The sequence below is a fragment of the Wolbachia endosymbiont (group A) of Udea olivalis genome, assembly GCF_964028365.1.
Lineage (GTDB): Bacteria > Pseudomonadota > Alphaproteobacteria > Rickettsiales > Anaplasmataceae > Wolbachia > Wolbachia pipientis.
In genome coordinates this window covers 1,147,446-1,167,927 of sequence record NZ_OZ034773.1, presented here as the reverse complement: position 1 = coordinate 1,167,927, position 20,482 = coordinate 1,147,446, and the positions used below count along the sequence as shown (strand labels likewise).

Annotated in this window: 15 protein-coding genes and 1 pseudogene; 10 read left to right on the top strand and 6 right to left on the bottom strand. The window is 33.0% G+C overall.

The features are described from left to right. Nucleotides 1-28 precede the first annotated feature (28 nt). The 3 genes from ABWU32_RS05390 (at nucleotide 29) to ABWU32_RS05380 (ending at nucleotide 5,476) form a co-directional block, all read left to right on the top strand. On the top strand, nucleotides 29-3,901 hold the full coding sequence (locus tag ABWU32_RS05390) for a hypothetical protein (RefSeq protein ID WP_353278497.1): 3,873 nt from the start codon (nucleotides 29-31) through the stop codon (nucleotides 3,899-3,901). Nucleotides 3,902-3,958: 57 nt separating this feature from the next. Continuing rightward, a protein-coding gene (locus ABWU32_RS05385) for an IS630 family transposase (protein WP_353278495.1) occupies nucleotides 3,959-4,820 on the top strand; the annotation gives its coding sequence in 2 pieces (ribosomal slippage) (nucleotides 3,959-4,284 and nucleotides 4,283-4,820; 864 coding nt in all). A gap of 5 nt (nucleotides 4,821-4,825) precedes the next feature. Then, the gene (locus ABWU32_RS05380; protein ID WP_353278493.1) at nucleotides 4,826-5,476 is read left to right on the top strand and encodes a tetratricopeptide repeat protein; all 651 of its coding nucleotides are present in this window, start codon (nucleotides 4,826-4,828) and stop codon (nucleotides 5,474-5,476) included. Nucleotides 5,477-5,658: 182 nt separating this feature from the next. Here ABWU32_RS05380 and ABWU32_RS05375 read toward each other — a convergent pair whose 3' ends face one another. Further along, the gene (locus ABWU32_RS05375) at nucleotides 5,659-6,624 is read right to left on the bottom strand and encodes an Rpn family recombination-promoting nuclease/putative transposase (RefSeq protein WP_353278491.1); all 966 of its coding nucleotides are present in this window, start codon (nucleotides 6,622-6,624) and stop codon (nucleotides 5,659-5,661) included. Nucleotides 6,625-6,752: 128 nt separating this feature from the next. Between ABWU32_RS05375 and ABWU32_RS05370 the strand changes: the two are divergent. From ABWU32_RS05370 to ABWU32_RS05340, 7 genes and pseudogenes are all read left to right on the top strand, one after another. Then, nucleotides 6,753-7,671 (top strand): annotated as a pseudogene (locus tag ABWU32_RS05370) (helix-turn-helix domain-containing protein). Between the two features lie 171 nt (nucleotides 7,672-7,842). Further along, nucleotides 7,843-8,499, top strand: coding sequence for a RadC family protein (locus ABWU32_RS05365; protein ID WP_353278490.1), 657 nt, complete (start codon nucleotides 7,843-7,845; stop codon nucleotides 8,497-8,499). A 91-nt stretch (nucleotides 8,500-8,590) separates the two neighbouring features. After that, the gene (locus tag ABWU32_RS05360; RefSeq protein ID WP_353278488.1) at nucleotides 8,591-9,763 is read left to right on the top strand and encodes a hypothetical protein; all 1,173 of its coding nucleotides are present in this window, start codon (nucleotides 8,591-8,593) and stop codon (nucleotides 9,761-9,763) included. 78 nt (nucleotides 9,764-9,841) lie between these two features. Further along, a complete protein-coding gene (locus ABWU32_RS05355) occupies nucleotides 9,842-10,750 on the top strand; it encodes a helix-turn-helix domain-containing protein (RefSeq protein WP_353278486.1) in 909 nt (302 codons plus the stop codon). Between the two features lie 25 nt (nucleotides 10,751-10,775). Further along, nucleotides 10,776-11,681, top strand: a complete 906-nt coding sequence (locus ABWU32_RS05350; protein WP_353278482.1) for a helix-turn-helix domain-containing protein — start codon at nucleotides 10,776-10,778, stop codon at nucleotides 11,679-11,681. A gap of 384 nt (nucleotides 11,682-12,065) precedes the next feature. After that, complete coding sequence (locus ABWU32_RS05345) at nucleotides 12,066-12,965, top strand: DMT family transporter (RefSeq protein WP_264375757.1); 900 nt, start codon at nucleotides 12,066-12,068, stop codon at nucleotides 12,963-12,965. A 47-nt stretch (nucleotides 12,966-13,012) separates the two neighbouring features. Further along, nucleotides 13,013-14,320 (top strand): UDP-glucose dehydrogenase family protein, encoded by a 1,308-nt coding sequence (locus ABWU32_RS05340; RefSeq protein WP_353278479.1) that lies wholly within the window; start codon nucleotides 13,013-13,015, stop codon nucleotides 14,318-14,320. A gap of 17 nt (nucleotides 14,321-14,337) precedes the next feature. Here ABWU32_RS05340 and ABWU32_RS05335 read toward each other — a convergent pair whose 3' ends face one another. From ABWU32_RS05335 to ABWU32_RS05315, 5 genes are all read right to left on the bottom strand, one after another. Beyond that, complete coding sequence (locus tag ABWU32_RS05335; RefSeq protein WP_353278477.1) at nucleotides 14,338-15,483, bottom strand: MFS transporter; 1,146 nt, start codon at nucleotides 15,481-15,483, stop codon at nucleotides 14,338-14,340. A 140-nt stretch (nucleotides 15,484-15,623) separates the two neighbouring features. Beyond that, entirely contained in the window at nucleotides 15,624-16,667 is a 1,044-nt protein-coding gene (locus ABWU32_RS05330; protein ID WP_019236558.1) for a threonine aldolase family protein, read from the bottom strand. Then, nucleotides 16,664-17,713 carry a threonine aldolase family protein gene (locus ABWU32_RS05325; protein WP_353278961.1) on the bottom strand — a complete coding sequence of 350 codons (1,050 nt, stop codon included), beginning with the start codon at nucleotides 17,711-17,713 and terminating at the stop codon, nucleotides 16,664-16,666. Before ABWU32_RS05325 ends, ABWU32_RS05330 begins: the two co-directional genes overlap by 4 nt. Next, nucleotides 17,697-19,490 carry an ABC transporter ATP-binding protein gene (locus tag ABWU32_RS05320; RefSeq protein ID WP_353278475.1) on the bottom strand — a complete coding sequence of 598 codons (1,794 nt, stop codon included), beginning with the start codon at nucleotides 19,488-19,490 and terminating at the stop codon, nucleotides 17,697-17,699. Before ABWU32_RS05320 ends, ABWU32_RS05325 begins: the two co-directional genes overlap by 17 nt. Continuing rightward, complete coding sequence (locus tag ABWU32_RS05315; protein WP_353278473.1) at nucleotides 19,491-20,480, bottom strand: phytanoyl-CoA dioxygenase family protein; 990 nt, start codon at nucleotides 20,478-20,480, stop codon at nucleotides 19,491-19,493. It lies immediately after the preceding gene. Nucleotides 20,481-20,482: the final 2 nt, after the last annotated feature.

Below are 20,482 nucleotides of genomic sequence, written 5' to 3'. Positions count from 1 at the left end.
ATTCTGGTGTTTTTTATGTGAGGTAACTATGCTAAATACTTCTTCTAGCAAGGTAAGAAGGGAATCTTTGAAAAAGTCTTCCTTAGAGTCAAAAGTATCTTCTCAGCAATCTACTGAAGAAATGGGGAGTGAAGATTCTGATAGATGCGAACCAAATTCTATAGAAGGAAAACATTGGTATGAGTTATTAAAAGAAAAAATAGGTTTTGATATTAATGCGAAAAAATGGATGGAAGAACATCCAGAATTGGCTTCAAAAAATAAGTCTGAACTACTAATAAGACTAGCATACGAACTGTGTTTAGCTAAAAATACAAAATATGATCCAGAAAACGAAAATGAAGAGCAGAATAATAAATACATAAGATTTGATACACAAAGGATATTTGCGTTATTTGAAGTGGCTAATGAGCTGATAGATCCTTCAGATCGTAAGAATTTTGTAGAGTTTGTCTGTCAAAAGGGTAATGTGCAGTTATTGGAAATGATTTGTAAACAAGAAAGTTCAAAAGACTTTAATAAGATAAAACGTCAGTACAAATGGCAAGGAGCTTTTACTGGCTATTCAAAACTAATAGACTTATTACAATATGTAATTGACAATCGATGTTCTCAAGAAATAGTGCTGTGTATTGCAAAAAAAGTATATGGATATTCACATATTTTTTATAATGGAGAACAGTATCTTGAACCTAGTGCTGTAGTAGCTATGAAAAGCATTTTCAATTATCAAGATTCAGTTGTAAAAGAGCTTTTAAAGCAAGCAATTAAACTAGGTTACAAAGATACAGTATCAGTAATGTTAAGTGGTGATATTTATCACTCTATTCGCTTAATGAAATGGCAAAAATTCCAAGAGGAGCCAGAATTTATTGCAGCCTACAACATGATAAAAGAAACAGTAGCAGATGTAATAGATTCATGGGTGGAAGGTTGCAAAGATGATTTACGACGTTTATTGGATCAAGGAATAGAGATAGACATAAATGAAATAGGCAAGGAAGATCTAATATATCAACTAGAATATCTAGGAGAAGAGGTGAAAAGAGAAACCACAAGAAGAAAAGAAAGATTAGTGCAAGAGTTAAAGAAATTAGGAAAGGAAAAAGGAGAAGTAAGACTCAAGTCAACTATAGTTGGTGCTTTAATATCGACGTTGTTTTTTAACTATCAGGACAAAGTGATGGAAGGTGGGTTGTTTATATTGAAAATTAAGCAGCAAGATGATAGTAAAAAAGGAAAAATTCTTGATACATTAAAGAAAAAGATAAGTAAAGAAGAGTCTATAGACAGCATAATGTTAGAATTAATCAAATTATTGCACTTAGGTAATCATATAAAAAGTAACTGGTTCTTTAGAGAAGTGTTAGTAGAAGTTGTGAATAAGAATTTAGATAAGTTAAAGGCAGTTTGTGCTGCTATCTGTAAAGAGCCCATGGAAGAATTGCTAAGGGGTGAAGAAGTTCATGAGGATGTGATTGATGTTCTGCAATTTTTTGGTGTTGATACTCATTCATTAAAGAGAGATTTAGGGTCAGTAGAAAGTCAAGAAACATTTGAGTATACAGATTCGAGTAGTGCAACTGAAACAAACAAGTTAAGCAGTCAGGATATTGTGGATGTTGCAAAATATTACTACAAGTGGATGGAGCCTATAAATGGCAAGTATTTAGAAGGTATGAATGAAAAAGTGTTTTTCACTTGTACTGATAGATTTTCACTAGAAGATAAATTAAAACATTATAAAAAAATTCAACAAAAGGATTTAATATTTACCTCAATTATTAATACAGGTAGAAAGCATTGGGTAACATTGGTTGTTGCACGTAATGTACTAGGTAAGAATGTCGCTTACTATTGCGACTCATTTTGCAAAAAGAAAATACCAAGTGTGTTGAAGAAAGCTCTAAAAATAGATATTGATTGCATTGGCACCTCTCAGATTAAACAACATGAAGATGAATACGACTGTGGAATATTTGCTTTAGCGAATGCTTATAAAATTACCGGGATGATAAAAGGTAAATCATTTACTGAGATTAATATAGAATTAAAAGGTAAGTTTGATATAGGGCAATTAAGAAAAGATTTTGCAAAGAAAGTGAAAGAAATGCGGCAAAAGAGTGGTGTAGATAGTGAAGAAGAAGTACATGAGCCTATGGAAGTAAAGGACGGCGTTGATTCATTATTTTTACCTGATTTAAAAGCTGCGGAGAGAAAAAATGAAGAAATTGTGAAAAATGATTGTAGACAGGACAAAAATATTCAGTACCCTAGGGGGGTGTTATCTGTAATAGCACACAGAGTTGGTGTTTTTCATGAGAGGAAGGTAATGATTGGTAGTAGTAGTGTTAAACGTAAGCGCAACTGGTCTGAAGTGGAAGATATAGCAAGTAGACGAAAAAGGGGGAGAACAAGGGTTATTAAATTTACTCCTCCGACGTATTTAGAATTTTTGACTATGTTTGAAGAAGAATATAAAGATCTCTTACTAGAGTATGAATTTAGTTACGATAACCTCAAGCTTTTATGTGCTCCTTGCAATAAAGAAGTTGTAGGTTATGATGAGTTTAGTTCGCCTTCTAGCGGTGAATTTTCCTCGCCTACTAGGGATGAAGAGAGCGAAGAAACTGCTTTTGAGATATATGATCGTGCGATTACACTCTTGACGAACGGAAATAAAAAGGAAGCTATTTCAAAGCTAAATGATTTGTCAGAGAAGCACGAAATGCCGCATGCGCGCTATGCATTAGCAGTAGTAAAATTTAAGGATTTATGGAAGGGTGAAGCCGCTGAATTCGGGAAAGATAAAAAATCAGATCTTGTAGTTTCTGAAATTATTAAATCGTTAAATAGGATGACTCTCGATAATGATCTTCGTCCTTTGAATACCAGCTTGCTTTTGAAGGTACAAAAATATGATATAGGAGGGTATGGTAATCAAGTTCGGGAGATAACAGGATTAACTGTAGATGATTTGCTTTATAAGATTGTTAGTTGTACTAAAGATACTGTCTTTAGGTTTCGTAGAGAATTAGTTCCGGAAAGTGCGTTACTTCAGCCTGGTCAGATAATAAGCAAGGATACAGACAGAAGGGATTATGCTGAGTTTCTTATTAGATTTTCAATGTATGAATTCCTTAAATTGAAAATGTTAAAAAAAGATGACCTGCGAGGAGAAGATGTTGCGATAATAGATGCATTCTCCCAAATATCTAAATGCAAATTTATAAAAACGTTTAACTCTTTTCCTGCTTGGGTGATGTATGGACATGCAATCTACCTCCTAGAGTCTAATATTGGGGAAGATAATGGAAAAAGAGATGCTGTGGAACTTCTTAATAAAGCTTGTAAGCTGAAACATCAAGGAGCGTTATATTTACGTGGGGCCTTGCTTTGCGATAGGAAGAATTTTCAATTTATCTCAGAAGATCCTATTCAATTTCAGGAGTGTTTTAATGGTCTTGAGAGTTTCGCTAAACGGTATAAGAATGAAACAGCAGCATGTATGGTTGCTAATGAGCATTTAAGAAGTGATTCTCTTGTTCGACAAATGAGTCAAGGGGATGCTGAAAAGAAAGCTAAGGAGATTTTAGAAAACAGTGGATGTATATATATTTGGAAAGATTGGGAGGATAAGCAAGAATGCAATGGTCAATTACTAAGTTCTACTCCAGTGAGGACTGGTGCTCTGAGAGAATCAAAACTTTCTCTCTCTTTTACAACTTCGACAGCAAGTCAAGCTCATAGTTCTTCGTCTCCTCTTTCTTTTACGTCTTTTCAACAAGTTGAGCATAGCCCTATGAGCCCTATGTCATACTTTAACTCTAGTTTTGCTCAGGGATTGTTTCTAGGATCAAGAGAGAGAAGTGAATCAGTCTCACGTTTTGGCCAATTATAGCTCTTCTCATAATAATCCAAACAAGTTAAGATATGGATTTATGGTAGTGGGGTTTGTATGCCAGCAGCGTATAGTTATGACTTAAGGAAAAAAGCAATGGAAGCATTGGATGAAGGAGAAAGTAGAGCAAATATTGCCGAGAGATTTAAAATTGGAAAAACGACTCTATATGAGTGGCAGAAAAGACGTAAGGAAACGGGAGATTTTCAGTCAAAAAAGCCTGGAAGCGTAGGATATAACCATAAAATTACTGACTGGAATGTTTTTACCAAATTTGCAAAAAACCATGGTGGCAAAACTCAGTCAGAGATGGCTAAACTCTGGGGCAATATCAGTAGACAAACGATTCACCGTGCACTTAAAAATATTGGATTTACAAGAAAAAAAGACCTACGGATATAAAGAAAGAAATGAAGAGAAGCGAGCTCACTTTTCAAAGGTTATAGCAACAAAACGTCATGAAAATCTTGTATATATTGACGAATCTGGAATAGATAATACAGAAGACTACCCATACGGATACTGCAGAAAAGGAGAGAGGTTTCATTCACTAAAATCAGGTAAAAAAGCTCAGCGGGTCAGTATGATTGCAGCTCTAAATAAAGAGAAAATCATTGCTCCATTGACCTTTGAAGGATATTGCAATAAGGATGTTTTCGAGGCTTGGTTTGAGCAGTTTTTAACTCCAATTTTAAGGTCTGGCCAAACTGTAATTCTTGATAACGCTACTTTTCATAAATCTAAAAAAATAGATGATCTTGCTAAAGGAGTTGGTGCTGAAATTCTTTATCTTCCTCCATATTCTCCAGACTTTAATAAAATTGAGCATCAGTGGTTTGCTATAAAGAACAGAGCTAGAAAAAATATCCCTATTTTTAAGTCTTTCCGTCATGCTGTTGATTCTGCTTTTTTGTTCTGACTATTATGAGAAGAGCTATAACTAATGAGGATATGAAGCATAGAGGAAACATATCACATAAGTTCATCTCAGCTTTTGACGATCAATATTTAAATAGTAGAAGTATACTTTTATCCAGAAAGGAGTATTTTTTTCTTACTAGAAGAGGTGACGGGATTCTAGACAATAATTTTTCCGATATAGAAGAATATTGTAAAAAAGGTGAATACAACAGGGTTATCTCACATTGTGAGGATTTTATTGGTCTTAAAGGTGCGGGTTATATTACTAATGATGTTACCCTCAAAGCCTATTATAATAAAGGGGAAGCGCTTTTCGTACAAGGTAAATATGAAGATGCTATACAGGTTCTCGAGAAGGTGTTTGACTTAAACAATTTAAGAAAAAAAGATTATCAACAGATTTCATTTGCACGTCTTATAGCAGAGATATGTTACAAAGCTGGTAAATATGACAAGGCTATTTCCATTCTTAAAGAAGTGAGTGGTAATAGTGATAAAAACCTTAATGCGTTAATTGATAAAGATATCAAAGAAATAAAGAATATACAAAGTAGTCCTGATGTTACAGAAAATATATTTCTCCCCACTAGACCTAGTACTAGCATGAGTGGTATAGAATCAGAAAAGCATATGGTAGAAGGAAAGAAAAAATAATAGTGTGCTTTCCATACTAAAATCACAGTATGCATGGAAGGCTGAAAAAGTAGGGTTTTTATGGTACTAATCTATGTAGTTCTATGTGTAATTTTTATAGCCATTTTAGACAGTTCACTAGATTCTTAATGATGGGATATGTCTAACTTAGAAAAGGTTTTCATAAGTGTTAAAGTGAATAATTATGTTTTTTCCCTGAGTTGTAAAATTTCAGAATGAGAAAAACCTGTAGTTTGTGATATAATATCAGTAGAGACACCAGCTTTAAGTAGGTTTTTTGCCACAGCTATTTTAGCTTGTTTTTCGCCCTCTTCTCTCCCTTTTTCTGCACCAATTTTAATACCTTCCGCTTTACCTTTTTCATGGCCGATTTGGATGCCTTCTTGTCTACCTTCTTGTCTACCTTCATGTTTAGCATCATCGAGTTTTTGAGCAAGGACAGCCTGTTCATCACGAATACGCTTGATCTCTTGTTCATAGGCAATAAATTCTTTTTCTGACCAGTTGAATCTATTTAGTTCTTCATATGCTCTTTTAATTATTAGATCACTTCCTATTATTCTCTCTAGCTCTTCTTCACTAGTTTCATCTGCATATCTAAAGAAGTAGACCCATTTTTCAACTATACTTGTAAGCTGATCTTCTTTGGTTTTTGGAAATTTAGGCAACTCAATAAATATAAAGTAAAAATCTTTTAGATCATGTTCATTAGTATCTTCATCGCGAATAGTGTGCTTTGATTTGTACTCAGACTTATCAGGAAATAAAATACAATCTGCTATAGCAATAAAGATAATTTCCTTAAGATCATGATATTGATCACCTTTATCAGCCTGTCTTGAGTAAGCTTTAGCAGCATAATATTGGGCACGTTTCTCAAAGCCTTTGGTTTTAGCGACCTGCATTTCGACTATCACTTGCAGCCCATTTTCATCTCTACAAAGAACATCAACGATGCTTTGTTTTTTAGAGGCAATATCAGGATCTTGAATAGTACTTAAAAACTCTATATCCTTTATTGCACTTTTGCCGGTGAAGCCAAGAATATCATTAAGAAAGTGAATAAGGATATCTTTATTTTTTTCAGTACCAAAGATGCGTTTGAATGATATGTCATTCTTAGGATCTAGAAACTTCGAAAGAGCCATGACGAATTAACCTAGAAAGTATTAGTAATTATACATAATTCTGAGGAAATATTCAACTAAAATGCAAACATAGAAGTTTTTGTATATCTTTATTTGGTAGTATTAACCTATATAATATCTATTTCTGTATGGCAAAGTATACTACTGTTTCCATAAGGTACCAAATAGCACAAAAAGTAAGGAGCTGGAGGTTAAAGCGAGGTTATACTCAAAAAGATTTAGCGGGAAAAATCGGCGTAACATATCAAATAGTACTACAATATGAAAAAGGAACACATAAAATTTCGATTGAAAAGTTGTATGCTATAGCAGAGATATTGTCGATTGGTATTGTAGACCTAATTCCTGTATCAAATGAAAAAATCTGTTTTGAAGATGAGGGAGAGGAAATATTAAATCTAGTAAGAAAATATAAAAAGATTAATGATCAGGAATTACGTAGAATGTTTTGTTTACTAACCAAATTTGTTCAAGTTAGTGAGAAAAATAGTAAAAAAACGGAGAGAATAAAAATTGCAAAAGGTCTGGTTAAAGCAGGAGTTTCTGTTGATACTGTTTCAAAAACAATTGGTCTATCTGCTGATGAATGTGTTGAAGAAAAAGGAGGTTCTATTTACTGCCAAATAGGAAAGAAGATAAAAGAATGGAAGAGAGTATACTCAAAAGGATTTGGCTGAGAAAATGGATACAACACGTGACGAAATAAGCAACTATGAACAAGGACGTGTGGCTATTCCACTGGAAAAATTGTATGCAATAGCGGAAACATTATCGATTAATATTACAGATCTACTAATAGAAGAAGATGAAGGTAGTAAAATGGAAAATGAGCTACCTGATTTGATTAAAGAATACAAAGAAATTGAGAGCCAAGAACTACGTAATGTACTAATAAAATCTATGATTAAAAGCATACAAATTTGTGAGGAGAAAATTAGAGAAGAAGAAAGAATCAAAATTGCAAAGAACTTAGTTAAAAAAGGAATTTCTACCGATATTATTTTGCAAATAACAGACCTCTCTTTAGGCGAAATTCAACAAGTTTAAAATAAAAAAATCACCATATATTAATATCTTCACCTATTCATGAAAAAATAAGTAAAAAAGATTGAAAAATTGATTTGACTTCACTCGAAAGCTATGGCTCTATGCCAATGCTGATAAAAAAACAGCAGTAAATATTTAAAAAAAGTTTGTTGTTAGTGAAGGGTAAATTATATGAATAAAAGTAAAGAGGAAATAGAGTTCAGAATATTAGAAAGCAAAGGCAAAGCACTACTTGATCGTGAAATAATGGAAACATTTTTAAGTGCAGTACATGAAAGGCCGCAAGCTCAAGAAATTGCTAAAAATCTGGTGAATACTTATGCAGGAGTAGGAAGGATTTTAGGTAGAGAAATGGATGACTTGAAAGTTATAGAAGGAGTGACTGATTCTGCAGTAGCAATGATTATGTGTGTTAAGGAAACACTAGAAAGGGTACTGAGAGAAAAGCTCAAGAGTGAGCCAATAATGGACTTACAAGGGCTAGTAGAGTACTTAAACGTAAGTATAGGTCATGCAGAGAGGGAATGTGTAAAAATACTGTACTTGAATAAGAGGCGCCAATTAATCGGAGAAGAACTCTATATTGGTGAAATGGAAAAAGCACCGGTGTACATAAAGGAAATTATAAGAAAAGCATTAATAAAGAATGCAACATTAGTAATAATGTCACACAACCATCCTGGAGGGAGCTTAGAGCCGTCAGAAGAAGATCAAGAAGTAACGAAGAGCTTAGCAGCAGCATGTAGTACTGTAAGCGTTAGATTATTTGATCATATTATCATTACAAGTGGGGGCTATTTTAGTTTTAGAGAAAGTGGATTGTTATAGCAGAAAGTATTTGCAAATCTACTCACTATAATTTATAATGAGTAATAGAGTGTATAACAACTATACACTTAGAAAAATAGCGGAGGCTAATATGGGTAATAAGATAATTGTACCTTTTGATGACAAAAAAGGAGGTGTTTACGAGTTAAACGTTGATCTTGATAAATTATCAAAAGGTGAGATGTTAAATGCTATTGTAGGAATTGGTCGTACTAAGGAGCAATCCACCTTTGTAAGCAAAATTAATAAGGCTAAAAAGCTTGGAGAAGTGCCCTCCCCTGATAGAGACGTTCAAATCAACTACGGAAAAGGGCTCGACTACATATATGGTACAAAACCTTTAAATGATCAAGAAGATAAAAATCCATTTGCTTCAGCTTTGCAAAAAATAAAGCCAAGTGCAGAAAAGTTGAGCTGGCTTAAAAGTGCTGTGGTAAGAGCAAAAAGTCCAAATGAACTGCACAAGGTTGTAGACGAAGCACTAGCTGCTGGAGCAAGGCTAAATGCATGTAATGATGGGGAATGGAGTTTCGCAGAGTATGTAGTATTAGGTACACATTTTCATAAATTTGATAAGGTTGATCGTAAAAAGGTAATACGTAAATTAATGTTAAGCGGTGCAGAGTTTCATGATACTCTACTACAGAATAAACTGATAGGTGAAATCTATAATGAGCTACAACCAGAAGTTCAGCCACAGATAGATGAGAGACTAGAAGAACTAGAGAAAGCTGGCGAAAATGCTATGCAAGAAGGAGAATTAATAGATGTTGAGATAGATAATACAACATCGTATATAGAATTTTCTGGGGATAGCAAGGTAGAGGTAGCAAAAATACTGAGAGAGTTAGGAAGTAATATTTTAAAAATTGGCAATGATGCAGTTGAAGTTAAAAGTGAGAAGGGAGGTATAAGAAACTATACTGATATGTCAGATGGAAGCTCCATTATATTGGAATTTCCTACAAGCCTTGGTAAGCTAAATGTTATATTGTACCACGATGTAAAAAAATATGATCAAGTACAAGTCAGAGTAGAAAACAAGGAAATGTGGGCTGAGTTACAAAAAAGGGGCGAAGAAATAGGAAAAAATTGCCTCTTTGGGGGAGTAAAACTTAAAGAAGCAGTAGAGAGAGGTAGTTTCACTAGATGTGGCATATGGAGTGAAAAGTATGCTATAAAAGAGATTAGCAATGATGAAGTATTGTCTTCATGGGTAAATAGGGTATGTGGAGGTAGTAAAGAAACCTTTAGGGAACTTTAATGCGTCTACAGCAAACTTTAAGGTTCCAGAGGTTTTTTCTACCGTTATATCTGAGCTATAGTAGAAAATATTATACGCATGGTTGTTTTCGTGGAAAAAAGTCTAGACTGTAAAGTAGGGGAAAAAGTGAAAAATTGGAGGTTAGAGAGAGGTTATACTCAGAAGGATTTAGCAGAGAAAATTGGTGTAAAGTACTGGGTAATACTGCAATATGAGAAAGGGAATCGTAGAGTTCCAATTGAAAGGTTGTATGCTATATCTGAGACACTATCAATCAGTATTACGGATCTTATTCCTGTATCAAAAAGCTGTCTTGAAGATGAGGGAGAAGAAATATTAAATCTAGTAAGAGAATATAAAAAGATTAATGATCAAGAGTTACGTAAGATATTTTGTTTACTAACCAAGTTTGTTCAAATTAGTGAGAAAAGTAGTAAAAAAGCAGAGAAAATAAAAATTGCAAAGGATCTGGTTAAAGCAGGAGTTTCTGTTGATATTGTTTCACAAGCAATTGGTCTCTCTGCTGATGAATGTGTTGAAGAAAAAATAGGTTCTATCTACTACAAAATAGGGAAAAAGATAAAGGAATGGAGACTGGTAAGAGAGTGCACTCAAAAGGATTTAGCAGAGAAAATGACTACAACACGTGATGAAATAAGTAACTATGAGCAAGGAAGGACTGCTGTTCCACTTGATAAATTATATGAAATGGCAGAAGCATTATCGATTAATATTACGGATCTACTAATAGAGGAAGGGAGTAAAGTGAAAAATGAGCTACCTGATTTGATTAAAGAATACAAAGAAATTGAGAGCCAAGAACTACGTAATGCACTAATAAAATCTCTGTTTGAGGGAATACGTATTTGTGAGGAGAAAGTGAGAGAGGTAGAAAGGATTAAAGTTGGAAGGGATTTAGTAAAAGGGGGAATTTCTATTGATATTATTTTGCAAATAGTTGGTTTATCTGCTGATCAAATTGGATGAAAATTTATTTCTAAATAAGGTATATATGTTTGTTTCTGTAAGAGATGTTAGTTCTATACACTACAAAATAGGGCAAAAAATAGAAGATTGTAGATTAATGCAAAGGTGTACTCAAGCAGAGTTAGCAAGTAAAATCGGATTAGCATATAAAGAAGTAACCAATTATGAAAATGGGTATATTCCTATTCCGATTGAAGTACTATATGTAATAGCAAGAGTATTGTCAGTTAATGTTGTAGATCTATTACCTAAACCAATAACAGTAAGAGAGTATAAAGATGAAGACGAAGAAATACTCTATCTAACAAAAATATACGAGAATCAAAAGTTAGGCAAAATAGTACCTTCATTAGTCAGGTTTGTTCATATTAGCGAGAAAATCAATCAAGAGGAGGCAAGATTAGAAGTAGCAAAAAATCTAGTTAAAGAAGGAGTTTCAGTTGACATAATTTCCCAAGCAACCGGCCTATCTATTTACGAGTATGATAATACAGAGAAAGAAGTCTGCACTGATTCTATATACTACAGAGTAGGGCAAAGAATAAGAGAATGGAGGTTGATGAGGAGATATACTCAAAAAGATTTGGCGGATAAAGTTGGTTTAACACTCAAGGAAATACACGAGTATGAAATAGGATACACTGTCATATCATTTGACAAATTATATGAAATAGCAGGAGGATTATCAGTGAATATTAAAGTTCTGCTACCTAAAACAAGAGAAAGCAAAAAGCTATTGAGTTTAATGGATGAGTACAGAGAACAAGAATCACTAGTCAAATCCCTATCTGAAAGTATGAAAAATGGCAAGAAAAAAGTTAAAAAAATAGAAAAGATCAAAGTTGCGAAAAATCTAGCAAAGGCAGGTGTTGCTCTTGATATTATTGTGCGAGCAAGTGGCCTAACTGCTGATGAGTTGGAAATGTGTTAAAAACAGCTGAGAAATAATATATAAGTGAAAGTAGTTATATACTTATCTCTAAAAATTTACTTATTGTTTGGCTGATTCAACTGAAGCATTTTCATAATTGAGGTAAAGTTTTGCTGCTAATTTGCATTGGATGTTTTCAGTTATGGTATTATCCACATAGGTGATAGTTGTGATTGTATTTGCAAATATTATTATATATTAAAACAAATCTGTCAGTATCTCTACCTTCAAGTCTATTAAAACTATACAATTAAGCCAAATTTTATATAATATTTTTTTTACTAAATATTCATGAATATGGTTAAACAGTAGGTAGAAGAAAGCCTTTGTATTGTTAATCTTTTTAAAGTCAAGTTATGTTGTGGAAATTTTTGTAAGAACTTTATGAATCACAAATTAAGGTTTTACTTACTTGGAGTTGGATGGTTTATACTTAGCTTACTTAGTAGTGTAGCTAATGATACTATATCAAAATATCTTGGTTTACATCTTCAGAGTTTTGAAATAATTTTTTTCCGCTTTCTGTTTACCACTATTACCCTTGTACCTTTTATGTTTTACTATGGAATAGAAACTTTTAAAACAAGTCAAATATCTACTCAAATAACCAGGGGTGGGTTGTTGTTTTGTGGAATGACCTTATGGACTTACGGGTTGACTGTTTTCCCCATAGTAACTGCAACGATTATAAGTTTTTCTATACCATTATTTGTTATACTTCTTGCAATCCCTTTGCTAAACGAAAATATAATTTGGCAAAGATGGATAGTAACTGTTATTGGCTTTGTTGGTATTGCTATTACTACCAAAGCTCATAGTGAAGATTTTAATCCTAAAATTCTTATTTTTATTGTATCTGCGTTAATCTTTGCTATATTAGACATACTTAATAAGAAACTTGTGATAAAAGAGTCAGTAATAAGTATGTTATTTTATTCAGCTCTAACGACAACTATTTTTTCTACTCCACCTTTGTTATTTTATTGGCATATGCCTTCCTTGTTGGAGTTAGTATTACTGCTGATTTTAGGAATAAGTTCAAACCTAATTCTGTTCTTCATGTTAAAAGCTTTTGCTCTTACTGATGCTACTGCACTTGCACCGTATAGATACATAGAGCTAATAATTTCTGCAATAGTAACATACGTTATATTTAATGAATTACCTGATAAAAGTGCTTTATATGGTACTTTGATATTAATACCATCAACCTTATTTATAGCTTATTCGGAAGGTAAGGCAATTAAGAAAAATAATGTAACAACAAAAGTTTATAATTGTTAATGGTATTTATTTTAGATGCTAAGCTACATTTTTAAGGTGATAGTAAAATGCACATAACTATTATAGGAGTAGGGTATGTAGGCTTAGTATCTGGTACAATGTTATCGGAGCAGGGCCATAAAGTTGATTGCATTGACATAAATACTGAGAAGATTGAACTTTTGAAATCAGGGAAAATTCCTCTATATGAACCTGGATTAGCAGATTATTTAGAGAATAATATAAAGTCACAAAGGATAAGATTTTTCGATTCATATTTTCAAATAAATCCCAATACAGAAGTAGTATTTGTCACTGTAGATACTCCATCAGACTCCATAGGAAATGCAAATTTAAAGAATGTATATAATGCAGTAAGTGAAGTTTCTGAGAGAGTTAATCAAGATTGCTTAATAGTGATAAAGTCAACTGTTCCTCCTGGTACTGCAGAAAATATACATAATTATTTATCTAATAAGGGCTATAACTTTGATTTGGGAGTTAATCCAGAGTTTCTCAAGCAAGGCTCTGCAGTATCAGATTTTTTATACCCAGATAGGATAATAATAGGAGTAAAAACTAGGCTAGCTAGGGCAAAACTAGAAGTTATATATAGATCATTGATAGATAAGAATATTCCGTTAATAGTCACTGATACAGTTACTGCTGAAATGATTAAATATGCTTCTAATGCTTTTCTAGCAACAAAGGTTGCTTTTATCAATGAGATGGCAGGTTTATGTGAGCTATTAGGAGCAGACATTGACCTTTTAGCTAACAGTATGGGAATGGACCATAGAATAGGTAAGGAATTTCTCAAAGCTGGTCCAGGATTTGGAGGATCATGTTTTCCTAAAGATTTGTCAGCTTTAATAAGGCTTGCTGAAGATCACAATGTCAAGCTACAAATTTTAAATTCAGTTAAGGAATCTAACTATAATCATATAACAAACATTGCTAAAAAGGTAGAATATGTATTAAATGGAGTCCAAAATAAAAAAATAGCGATATGGGGGCTAACTTTTAAGTCTGGTACTGATGATGTAAGAAATAGCCCAGCTATAGACGTTGCAAAATTGCTAGTGAATAACAAGGCTAAAATTACTGCATATGATCCAATGGGGATGGATAATGCTAGGCAAGTTCTAAAGGATATAGAGTACGCGGACAGCGCTATAGGAGCTGCAAGAGACGCGGAAGCCTTATTATTATTAACGGAGTGGAAAGAATTTAAAAATCAAGATTTTGCAAGTTTAAAGAGTATTATGGCTGCACCTAATGTTTTTGATTTCCGTAATTTATTAGATAGCGAGCTATTACTAAGATATGGTTACCATGTTTATTCCTTGGGTAAAAAATCTATCTACAAAGTTTAACTGTTGAGAAATTTTTTTTACACCGCTTTACTTAGTTTTTTAAGATCTTTGCTTGATAGTATGGAAAAGCAAACGAGTGCAACAACAGAGCAAATGGAAAAAAATGAAAACATAATACTGTTACCACAGTGCTTAACAAGTACTCCTAAGAGCACACATGAAAATATTGAACTTGCAATATACCCAAATAATCCTGTTAAGCTTACAATTGCACATACATTATTTTGTGGAGCAATTTCTACAGCTATAACACCTGTCAGTACTTGCACTCCAAATATAAAGAATCCTGATAAGATTGCACCAAGGTTCATAAGAATTATGTTTTGGCCAAAGTTCATTGCAATAAAAGTGAGTGCTATACCCAACATGTAAAGTAATGCCAGCAAGCTTCTATTTTGAAAAAAGTACATATCACTAATTCTTCCTGTGATTAAAGTTCCAAGGATTCCACCTAAATCATATACGCCTGTTATTAGTGAGGATTGTACAAGAGAAATTTGTAATTTATCCCTTAAAATTATAGGAAACCAAAAGAAGATTCCCATTTTTATAATATAAGCACAAAAAGTAGCACAACATAGAAACCATATGGAACTTTTCACTTTGACACCTATCTGAGATTTCTGCACCTTATAATAGGTAGTAAAGTTGGCACTTTCTTTGTAATATGCTTTTAATATTATATAAATTCCAAAAAGTAAGCATAAGAGACCAGAGTACAAAAATGCACTTTTTGCATCATATATTTTAATTATACTTGGTAATACAATTAAAGTAATACAAGAACCAAGTTGCTGAGATGCGCTCATAACTCCCCATGATGATGCAATTGAAGAGATGCTAGAGTTTGTAACCATAAACTTGGTAATAGCTGGCCAACCTAACCCTTGTGTCCAAGCTAATAATATTAATGTTAACAGTAATAAAGTTAGATTATTATATGATAAAGTTATACCAATGGTTAATAATCCAGTTGCAATATTGCATAGCCCAAACATAAATAATGGATTATTTTTGGAGTCCATGATTATTCCATTAACGAATTTTGATACTCCATAAAAAAAAGAAAAGCAGGCAAAAAAATAGCTTAATTTTACATGGTCAGTATCTATTAACAGTGGTAGAGCAATTGGTATACTTTGTCTTGATAAATAAAGCAGCATATATCCACAGAAGAATAGCAAATATTGAAAGAAGACAAAGTTCACACCTATTCCCAAATAGCTCTATGCAGATGCTAGCATAATACTATATTGGTATAATATTGTTTGACAAGAAGTTTGCAAACAATTAGTGCAGAAAATTACTTACTTAGTATCTTTCTTATAGCAGATACAGTAGTATTAATATCTTCATAGCTTATATCTCTATGTGTTATAGCTCTGATTTTACCTCTTATGTTAGCCATTCTAATTCCATAATTTGTAACTAGTACGTTTATTAATTCTTGAGTAGATATACAATTAGTACGTAATGAAAAATACGCTATATTAGTTTTGTATAGGTCGATATCAATTATAACTTGATCTATGGAGTCTAGGCCTTCTATAAGGTGCTGCATCTTTTTATGATCTTCCTCTAAACAATTTATATTATTATGTAAAGCATATAAACATGCAGCTGAAATAATGCCAGCTTGGTGCATACCTCCGCCAATTTGAAACTTATAGTACCAAGCTTTTTCAATAAACTCTTCACTTCCAAGCAATATTGCGCCCATTGGAGCACCTAATCCTTTACTAAAATCAATGAATACCGAATCAAAATAACTTGCATACTCTTTTGGAGATATTTTAGTATGAGCACAAGCGTTGAACAGTCTTGCTCCATCTAAATGAGTGAATACGTCATTCTCTTTGCAGAGACTTGAGATCTCTTGAATATATTCTAAAGGCCACACAGCTCCACCACCAAAATTTGTCGTTTGTTCGATAGAAACAAGCCCAACTCTCGGAATATTTCTTAAACTAGGACGAGTAATAAACTCAACAATTTGTTCTCCAGTAAATATTCCTCTCGTACCTTTGATGGGCAAAGGAGTGGCATGTGCCTGGGCTGCGATCAAGCCAGATTGTACTATGAGCGGATGTGAAGTTTCATCAAGCAGCAAGTAATCACCAGGTCTTTGAATGTGTACTTTATAAGCAATTACATTGGACATCGTTCCTGAAATCAAAAAGATTCCTGCAGGTTTACCTAATATTTTACATGCGGTTGCCACTAATTCGTTCACAGTTGGATCTTCACATGCAGCTTCGTTTCCAACTTTTGCTTTAGCCATCGCTTCCCTCATTTTAGCTGAAGGGTCAGTGTTTGAATCGCTAAAGAAATCTATTTTTATTCTCATATTAAATTTAACACAACTTCCTTTATAATTTCAGCAGCTTTCATGATGTCTGTTTCCTTTGTGCCAAGATGGGTAACTGCTCTTATATGAGACTCGAGCCAAGGAAAAAGCAATAAACCATAAGCTTGGCACTTACTCAAGAAAACCTCATTAGTTACATTTAGTGCTTTTATACTAAAGCTTACTATATTAGTTTCTGGATAAGGTAGTACCAGTTTTATGTGTGGAATTTCTTTAATCTTATCTGCAAACAATTTAGCGAGTTTATTATCTTCTTTAAGCCTAGAGATATTATTCTGTAGTACGTATTTTGCTGCATTAGCACAATACCCTATCTGATGGTAACCACTGCCTAGCCAAACCTGTAGCTTTTTAGCCCTTTCAATTATCTCTCTTTTACCCATAAGCATTGAACCAAAAGGAGCGCCAAGTCCTTTAGTAAAAGAAAAGCTCATTGTATCCACATATTTAGCATAATCTGCTAAAGCAATATTTGTTTCGATATGAGCATTAAATATTCTTGCACCGTCTAAATGAAGATTTACATTGTGAGCTTTTAAAAAGTGATATAACTCGACTTGTTTTTCAAAAGGATAAATTTTACCATTAAACCCATTTATACTATTTTCTATAGAAACAAGACTCACCTGAGCAAAAATTTTATACCTCGGCTTAGAATTAATAGCATATTCTACTTCATCAACATCTAAGATTCCGCTATTATTTCTAATACAATTAAATACGATATTATTTACTTTTGCATTGCCTGCGCTATCGAAAAAATTAACGTGATAATTATAATGAGTTATTAGTTCATCACCAGGACTTGTTTGACTGGCAATGGCGAATCTATTTGCAAGCATACCGCTGGTTACAAATAATGCTTCTTCTACTTTGAATAATTGTTTGCAATATTCTGATAAGTCATTACAGCTTTTGTCTTCACCATAAGCAAAATCTCCAACAGTTGCATCACTTATTGCATGTATAACGTTGGAGCTCTGCAGAGTTGTAGTGTCGCTTCTCAGATCAATAATTTTTTCCATCTTCTTTTTTGCCATTCAAACAACCAATTTGAGCATTCCAAAGTTCTTTATAAAGACCGTGTTTAGAAACTAGTTCAGCGTGTTTACCATCTTGGACAATTTTTCCTTTGTTAAATACTATAATTCGGTCCATGTGTAAAAGTGTAGAAATACGGTGTGCTATAGTAATTGTAGTTTTATTTTTCATCAATTTGAATAAACTCATTTGAATTGTTTTTTCTGTTATAGAATCTAACTGACTAGTTGGTTCATCGAGAAATAATATTGGAGCGTTTTTTAAAAATGCCCTTGCTATTATTATTCTTTGTCTTTCTCCTCCAGATAGCTTGATGCCTTTTTCTCCAACTGTAGTTCCATATTGATCTGGTAGAGTCATAATGAAATCGTGAATACCAGCCAGCTTTGCAGCTCTCATTATTTCTTCGATAGTAGATTGAAGTTTACCATATATGATGTTTGCTAAAATAGTATCATGAAATAACAATGGGTCTTGAGGTATTACAGATATTTGTTGCCTCAAAGAACTCTGTGTAACTTCTGATACTATTTGATTATCAATCTGTATATTACCTTTTTTAACATCAAATAGCCTTAGAATTAAGTTTATAAAAGTAGATTTACCACCTCCAGAATAACCAACTAGACCTACCTTTTCGCAAGGATTAATGGTAACTGAGAAATCTTGAAATAATGGCTTCTGACCTTCATAAGAAAAAGAAACATTGTTAAACGTTATTCTTCCACTTAATAAATTTAATTCTTTAGCATTTTCCTTATCTTGAATTTCTGGTACGGTAGTCAAGATTGGCAATGCATCTGAAACTTTGCCGAAATGAGTAGAAAATTGGGTAAGATTCCTAGTTAGATGGTTAAGAAACTCTATAATCGATATATTAATTCCAAGTACAAGAACAATATCTCCTATTGCGATTTTGTTCAATTGATAATCATGAATTAAAAAATACAAGTTTACTGCTTGGAGTATATCAAATGAATAGCCGTATATAAACCAAAGCCAAAAGTATGCCCATTGTAATTTTCTCTCTGCAATAGTTCTTTTCTTGCATATTTGAAAAAATTTGTCTCTCTCATGTGCTTGCTGAGAAAATAACCTTACTGATATAACATTTAAAATACTATCTGCTATACTAGCTATTACCTGTGAATTTTGTTTAGAGTAATTATCAGCTAATTCAGTAAGCACACGAAAGCTGAAAATCGAGACTAAAATAAAAATGCTTACCCAAGTGAATGTAGCGATTGCAAACTTTATGTTTACTAATGATAAGGTATAAATAGCTAAGACTAATGCTATACTGTAACCGAAAAAACAATCTATAAGCAATCTTATTAACTCTATCACACTATCCATTAAGCTACTGACCTTATGTACTAAGCTTCCAGATAAATTGTTCTGATAATAGGAATGGTCTTGTTGGAGTAGCCTACAAAAAGATATATCAGCTATCTTTTGACGCATTAAGGTAAACATTTGAATGTCAACAAAATAGCCATAGAATCTAAAAGCAGTAGTGATAAGTAATGCCATACCAAGATAAGCGCTTACAGGTAATAAAAGATTTTCAATTACGTTACCTTCATGATATTTTACAGCTGTATCTAGAATATTTTTTACTAAATACTTTCTAAAAGACAAATCAACAGCTACCACCATGGCAACTAAAGACATTATAAGTACATTAAGTTTGAATTTAGATGCTATATTCAAGATGAACATCAATACACATTTGAAGCTATCAACTCTACTTCTGTTCATTTATAATGCTAGCTCCACTACGTTGACTTTTTTATTGAGAAATACAAGTAGTGAAAACCATAAATTTTTGTATATTTTCCCTGAGATGTCTCCAGCATCATGTAGTGCTGATGCTTTATTTAGAATAAGCAGCTTATATAAATCTCGCTTAGCCTCAGTAGTGTCGATCTCAGAAATATTTGTAGTTGTGTCTGTAATAAAGGCTAACCAGCTCTTGATAAGTTCTTCCATGTTTTTTGCTTTTATACTTTCCTGGTAGCCAAACAATGACAAGCATTCTCTCAGTATAGATTCTGTTAACTCACCACAATTGAGTATACCAAAAACTGAAGGCTGAGGTTTTGGCACATAGGGAAGATCTTGATCTTTTACAATCCACCTTGTTACATAAGCAAATCTATCTTTAGCATCTGTATTCTTATCACTACCATGCCATAACCGTGAATCAAAAACTATCGCATCTCCTGCTGAAATAGGTAGTGACTTAATTTTGTAATTTTCCCGGTTATTTGAGTACTGATCAAAAAAATATGGGTACCAAAAATCAACTAAAGGCTGTATTTCCCATTTATGACTGTTTTCTATAATTTGCAGTGCACCTGAAGTTTCACTTACATTATTCAAAGCTAACCAAACAGAAAAGTGGTAAGGATCATCGAAACTATAGGAGATGTCTTGATGAAAGGGAACTGCATCTATTAAATCAGCAGTTTTACATATAACATTTGACTTTTTCTGCAGTATCTGACACTGAAGTGACTTTTCAAGGTAATTTTTAATAATTTTATTCAATGCTTGAGAGATAATTCTAGTTACTTGAGATGACGTGCCCCATCTGCCGGTACAGTTTAAGTAGTCAGAAGTTGAAACACTTAGTTCTTGGGATAGCTTTGATATTTTATTTGTTATATCACTTAAAGACTGAGTTATTAGTTCTAAAGGAACCAGATTTTTGATAATAAAAAAACCATTTTTTTGTAGTATTTCCATAT

Bases quoted from the DNA above. Each gene is read 5' to 3' on its own strand.
- ABWU32_RS05345 (WP_264375757.1), top strand. From the start codon at position 12,066: ATGAATCACAAATTAAGGTTTTACTTACTTGGAGTTGGATGGTTTATA.
- ABWU32_RS05355 (WP_353278486.1), top strand. From the start codon at position 9,842: ATGGTTGTTTTCGTGGAAAAAAGTCTAGACTGTAAAGTAGGGGAAAAA.
- ABWU32_RS05335 (WP_353278477.1), bottom strand. From the start codon at position 15,483: ATGCTGCTTTATTTATCAAGACAAAGTATACCAATTGCTCTACCACTG.
- ABWU32_RS05325 (WP_353278961.1), bottom strand. From the start codon at position 17,713: ATGGAAAAAATTATTGATCTGAGAAGCGACACTACAACTCTGCAGAGC.
- ABWU32_RS05340 (WP_353278479.1), top strand. From the start codon at position 13,013: ATGCACATAACTATTATAGGAGTAGGGTATGTAGGCTTAGTATCTGGT.
- ABWU32_RS05360 (WP_353278488.1), top strand. From the start codon at position 8,591: ATGGGTAATAAGATAATTGTACCTTTTGATGACAAAAAAGGAGGTGTT.
- ABWU32_RS05365 (WP_353278490.1), top strand. From the start codon at position 7,843: ATGAATAAAAGTAAAGAGGAAATAGAGTTCAGAATATTAGAAAGCAAA.
- ABWU32_RS05315 (WP_353278473.1), bottom strand. From the start codon at position 20,480: ATGGAAATACTACAAAAAAATGGTTTTTTTATTATCAAAAATCTGGTT.
- ABWU32_RS05320 (WP_353278475.1), bottom strand. From the start codon at position 19,490: ATGAACAGAAGTAGAGTTGATAGCTTCAAATGTGTATTGATGTTCATC.
- ABWU32_RS05380 (WP_353278493.1), top strand. From the start codon at position 4,826: ATGAGAAGAGCTATAACTAATGAGGATATGAAGCATAGAGGAAACATA.
- ABWU32_RS05350 (WP_353278482.1), top strand. From the start codon at position 10,776: ATGTTTGTTTCTGTAAGAGATGTTAGTTCTATACACTACAAAATAGGG.
- ABWU32_RS05375 (WP_353278491.1), bottom strand. From the start codon at position 6,624: ATGGCTCTTTCGAAGTTTCTAGATCCTAAGAATGACATATCATTCAAA.
- ABWU32_RS05390 (WP_353278497.1), top strand. From the start codon at position 29: ATGCTAAATACTTCTTCTAGCAAGGTAAGAAGGGAATCTTTGAAAAAG.
- ABWU32_RS05330 (WP_019236558.1), bottom strand. From the start codon at position 16,667: ATGAGAATAAAAATAGATTTCTTTAGCGATTCAAACACTGACCCTTCA.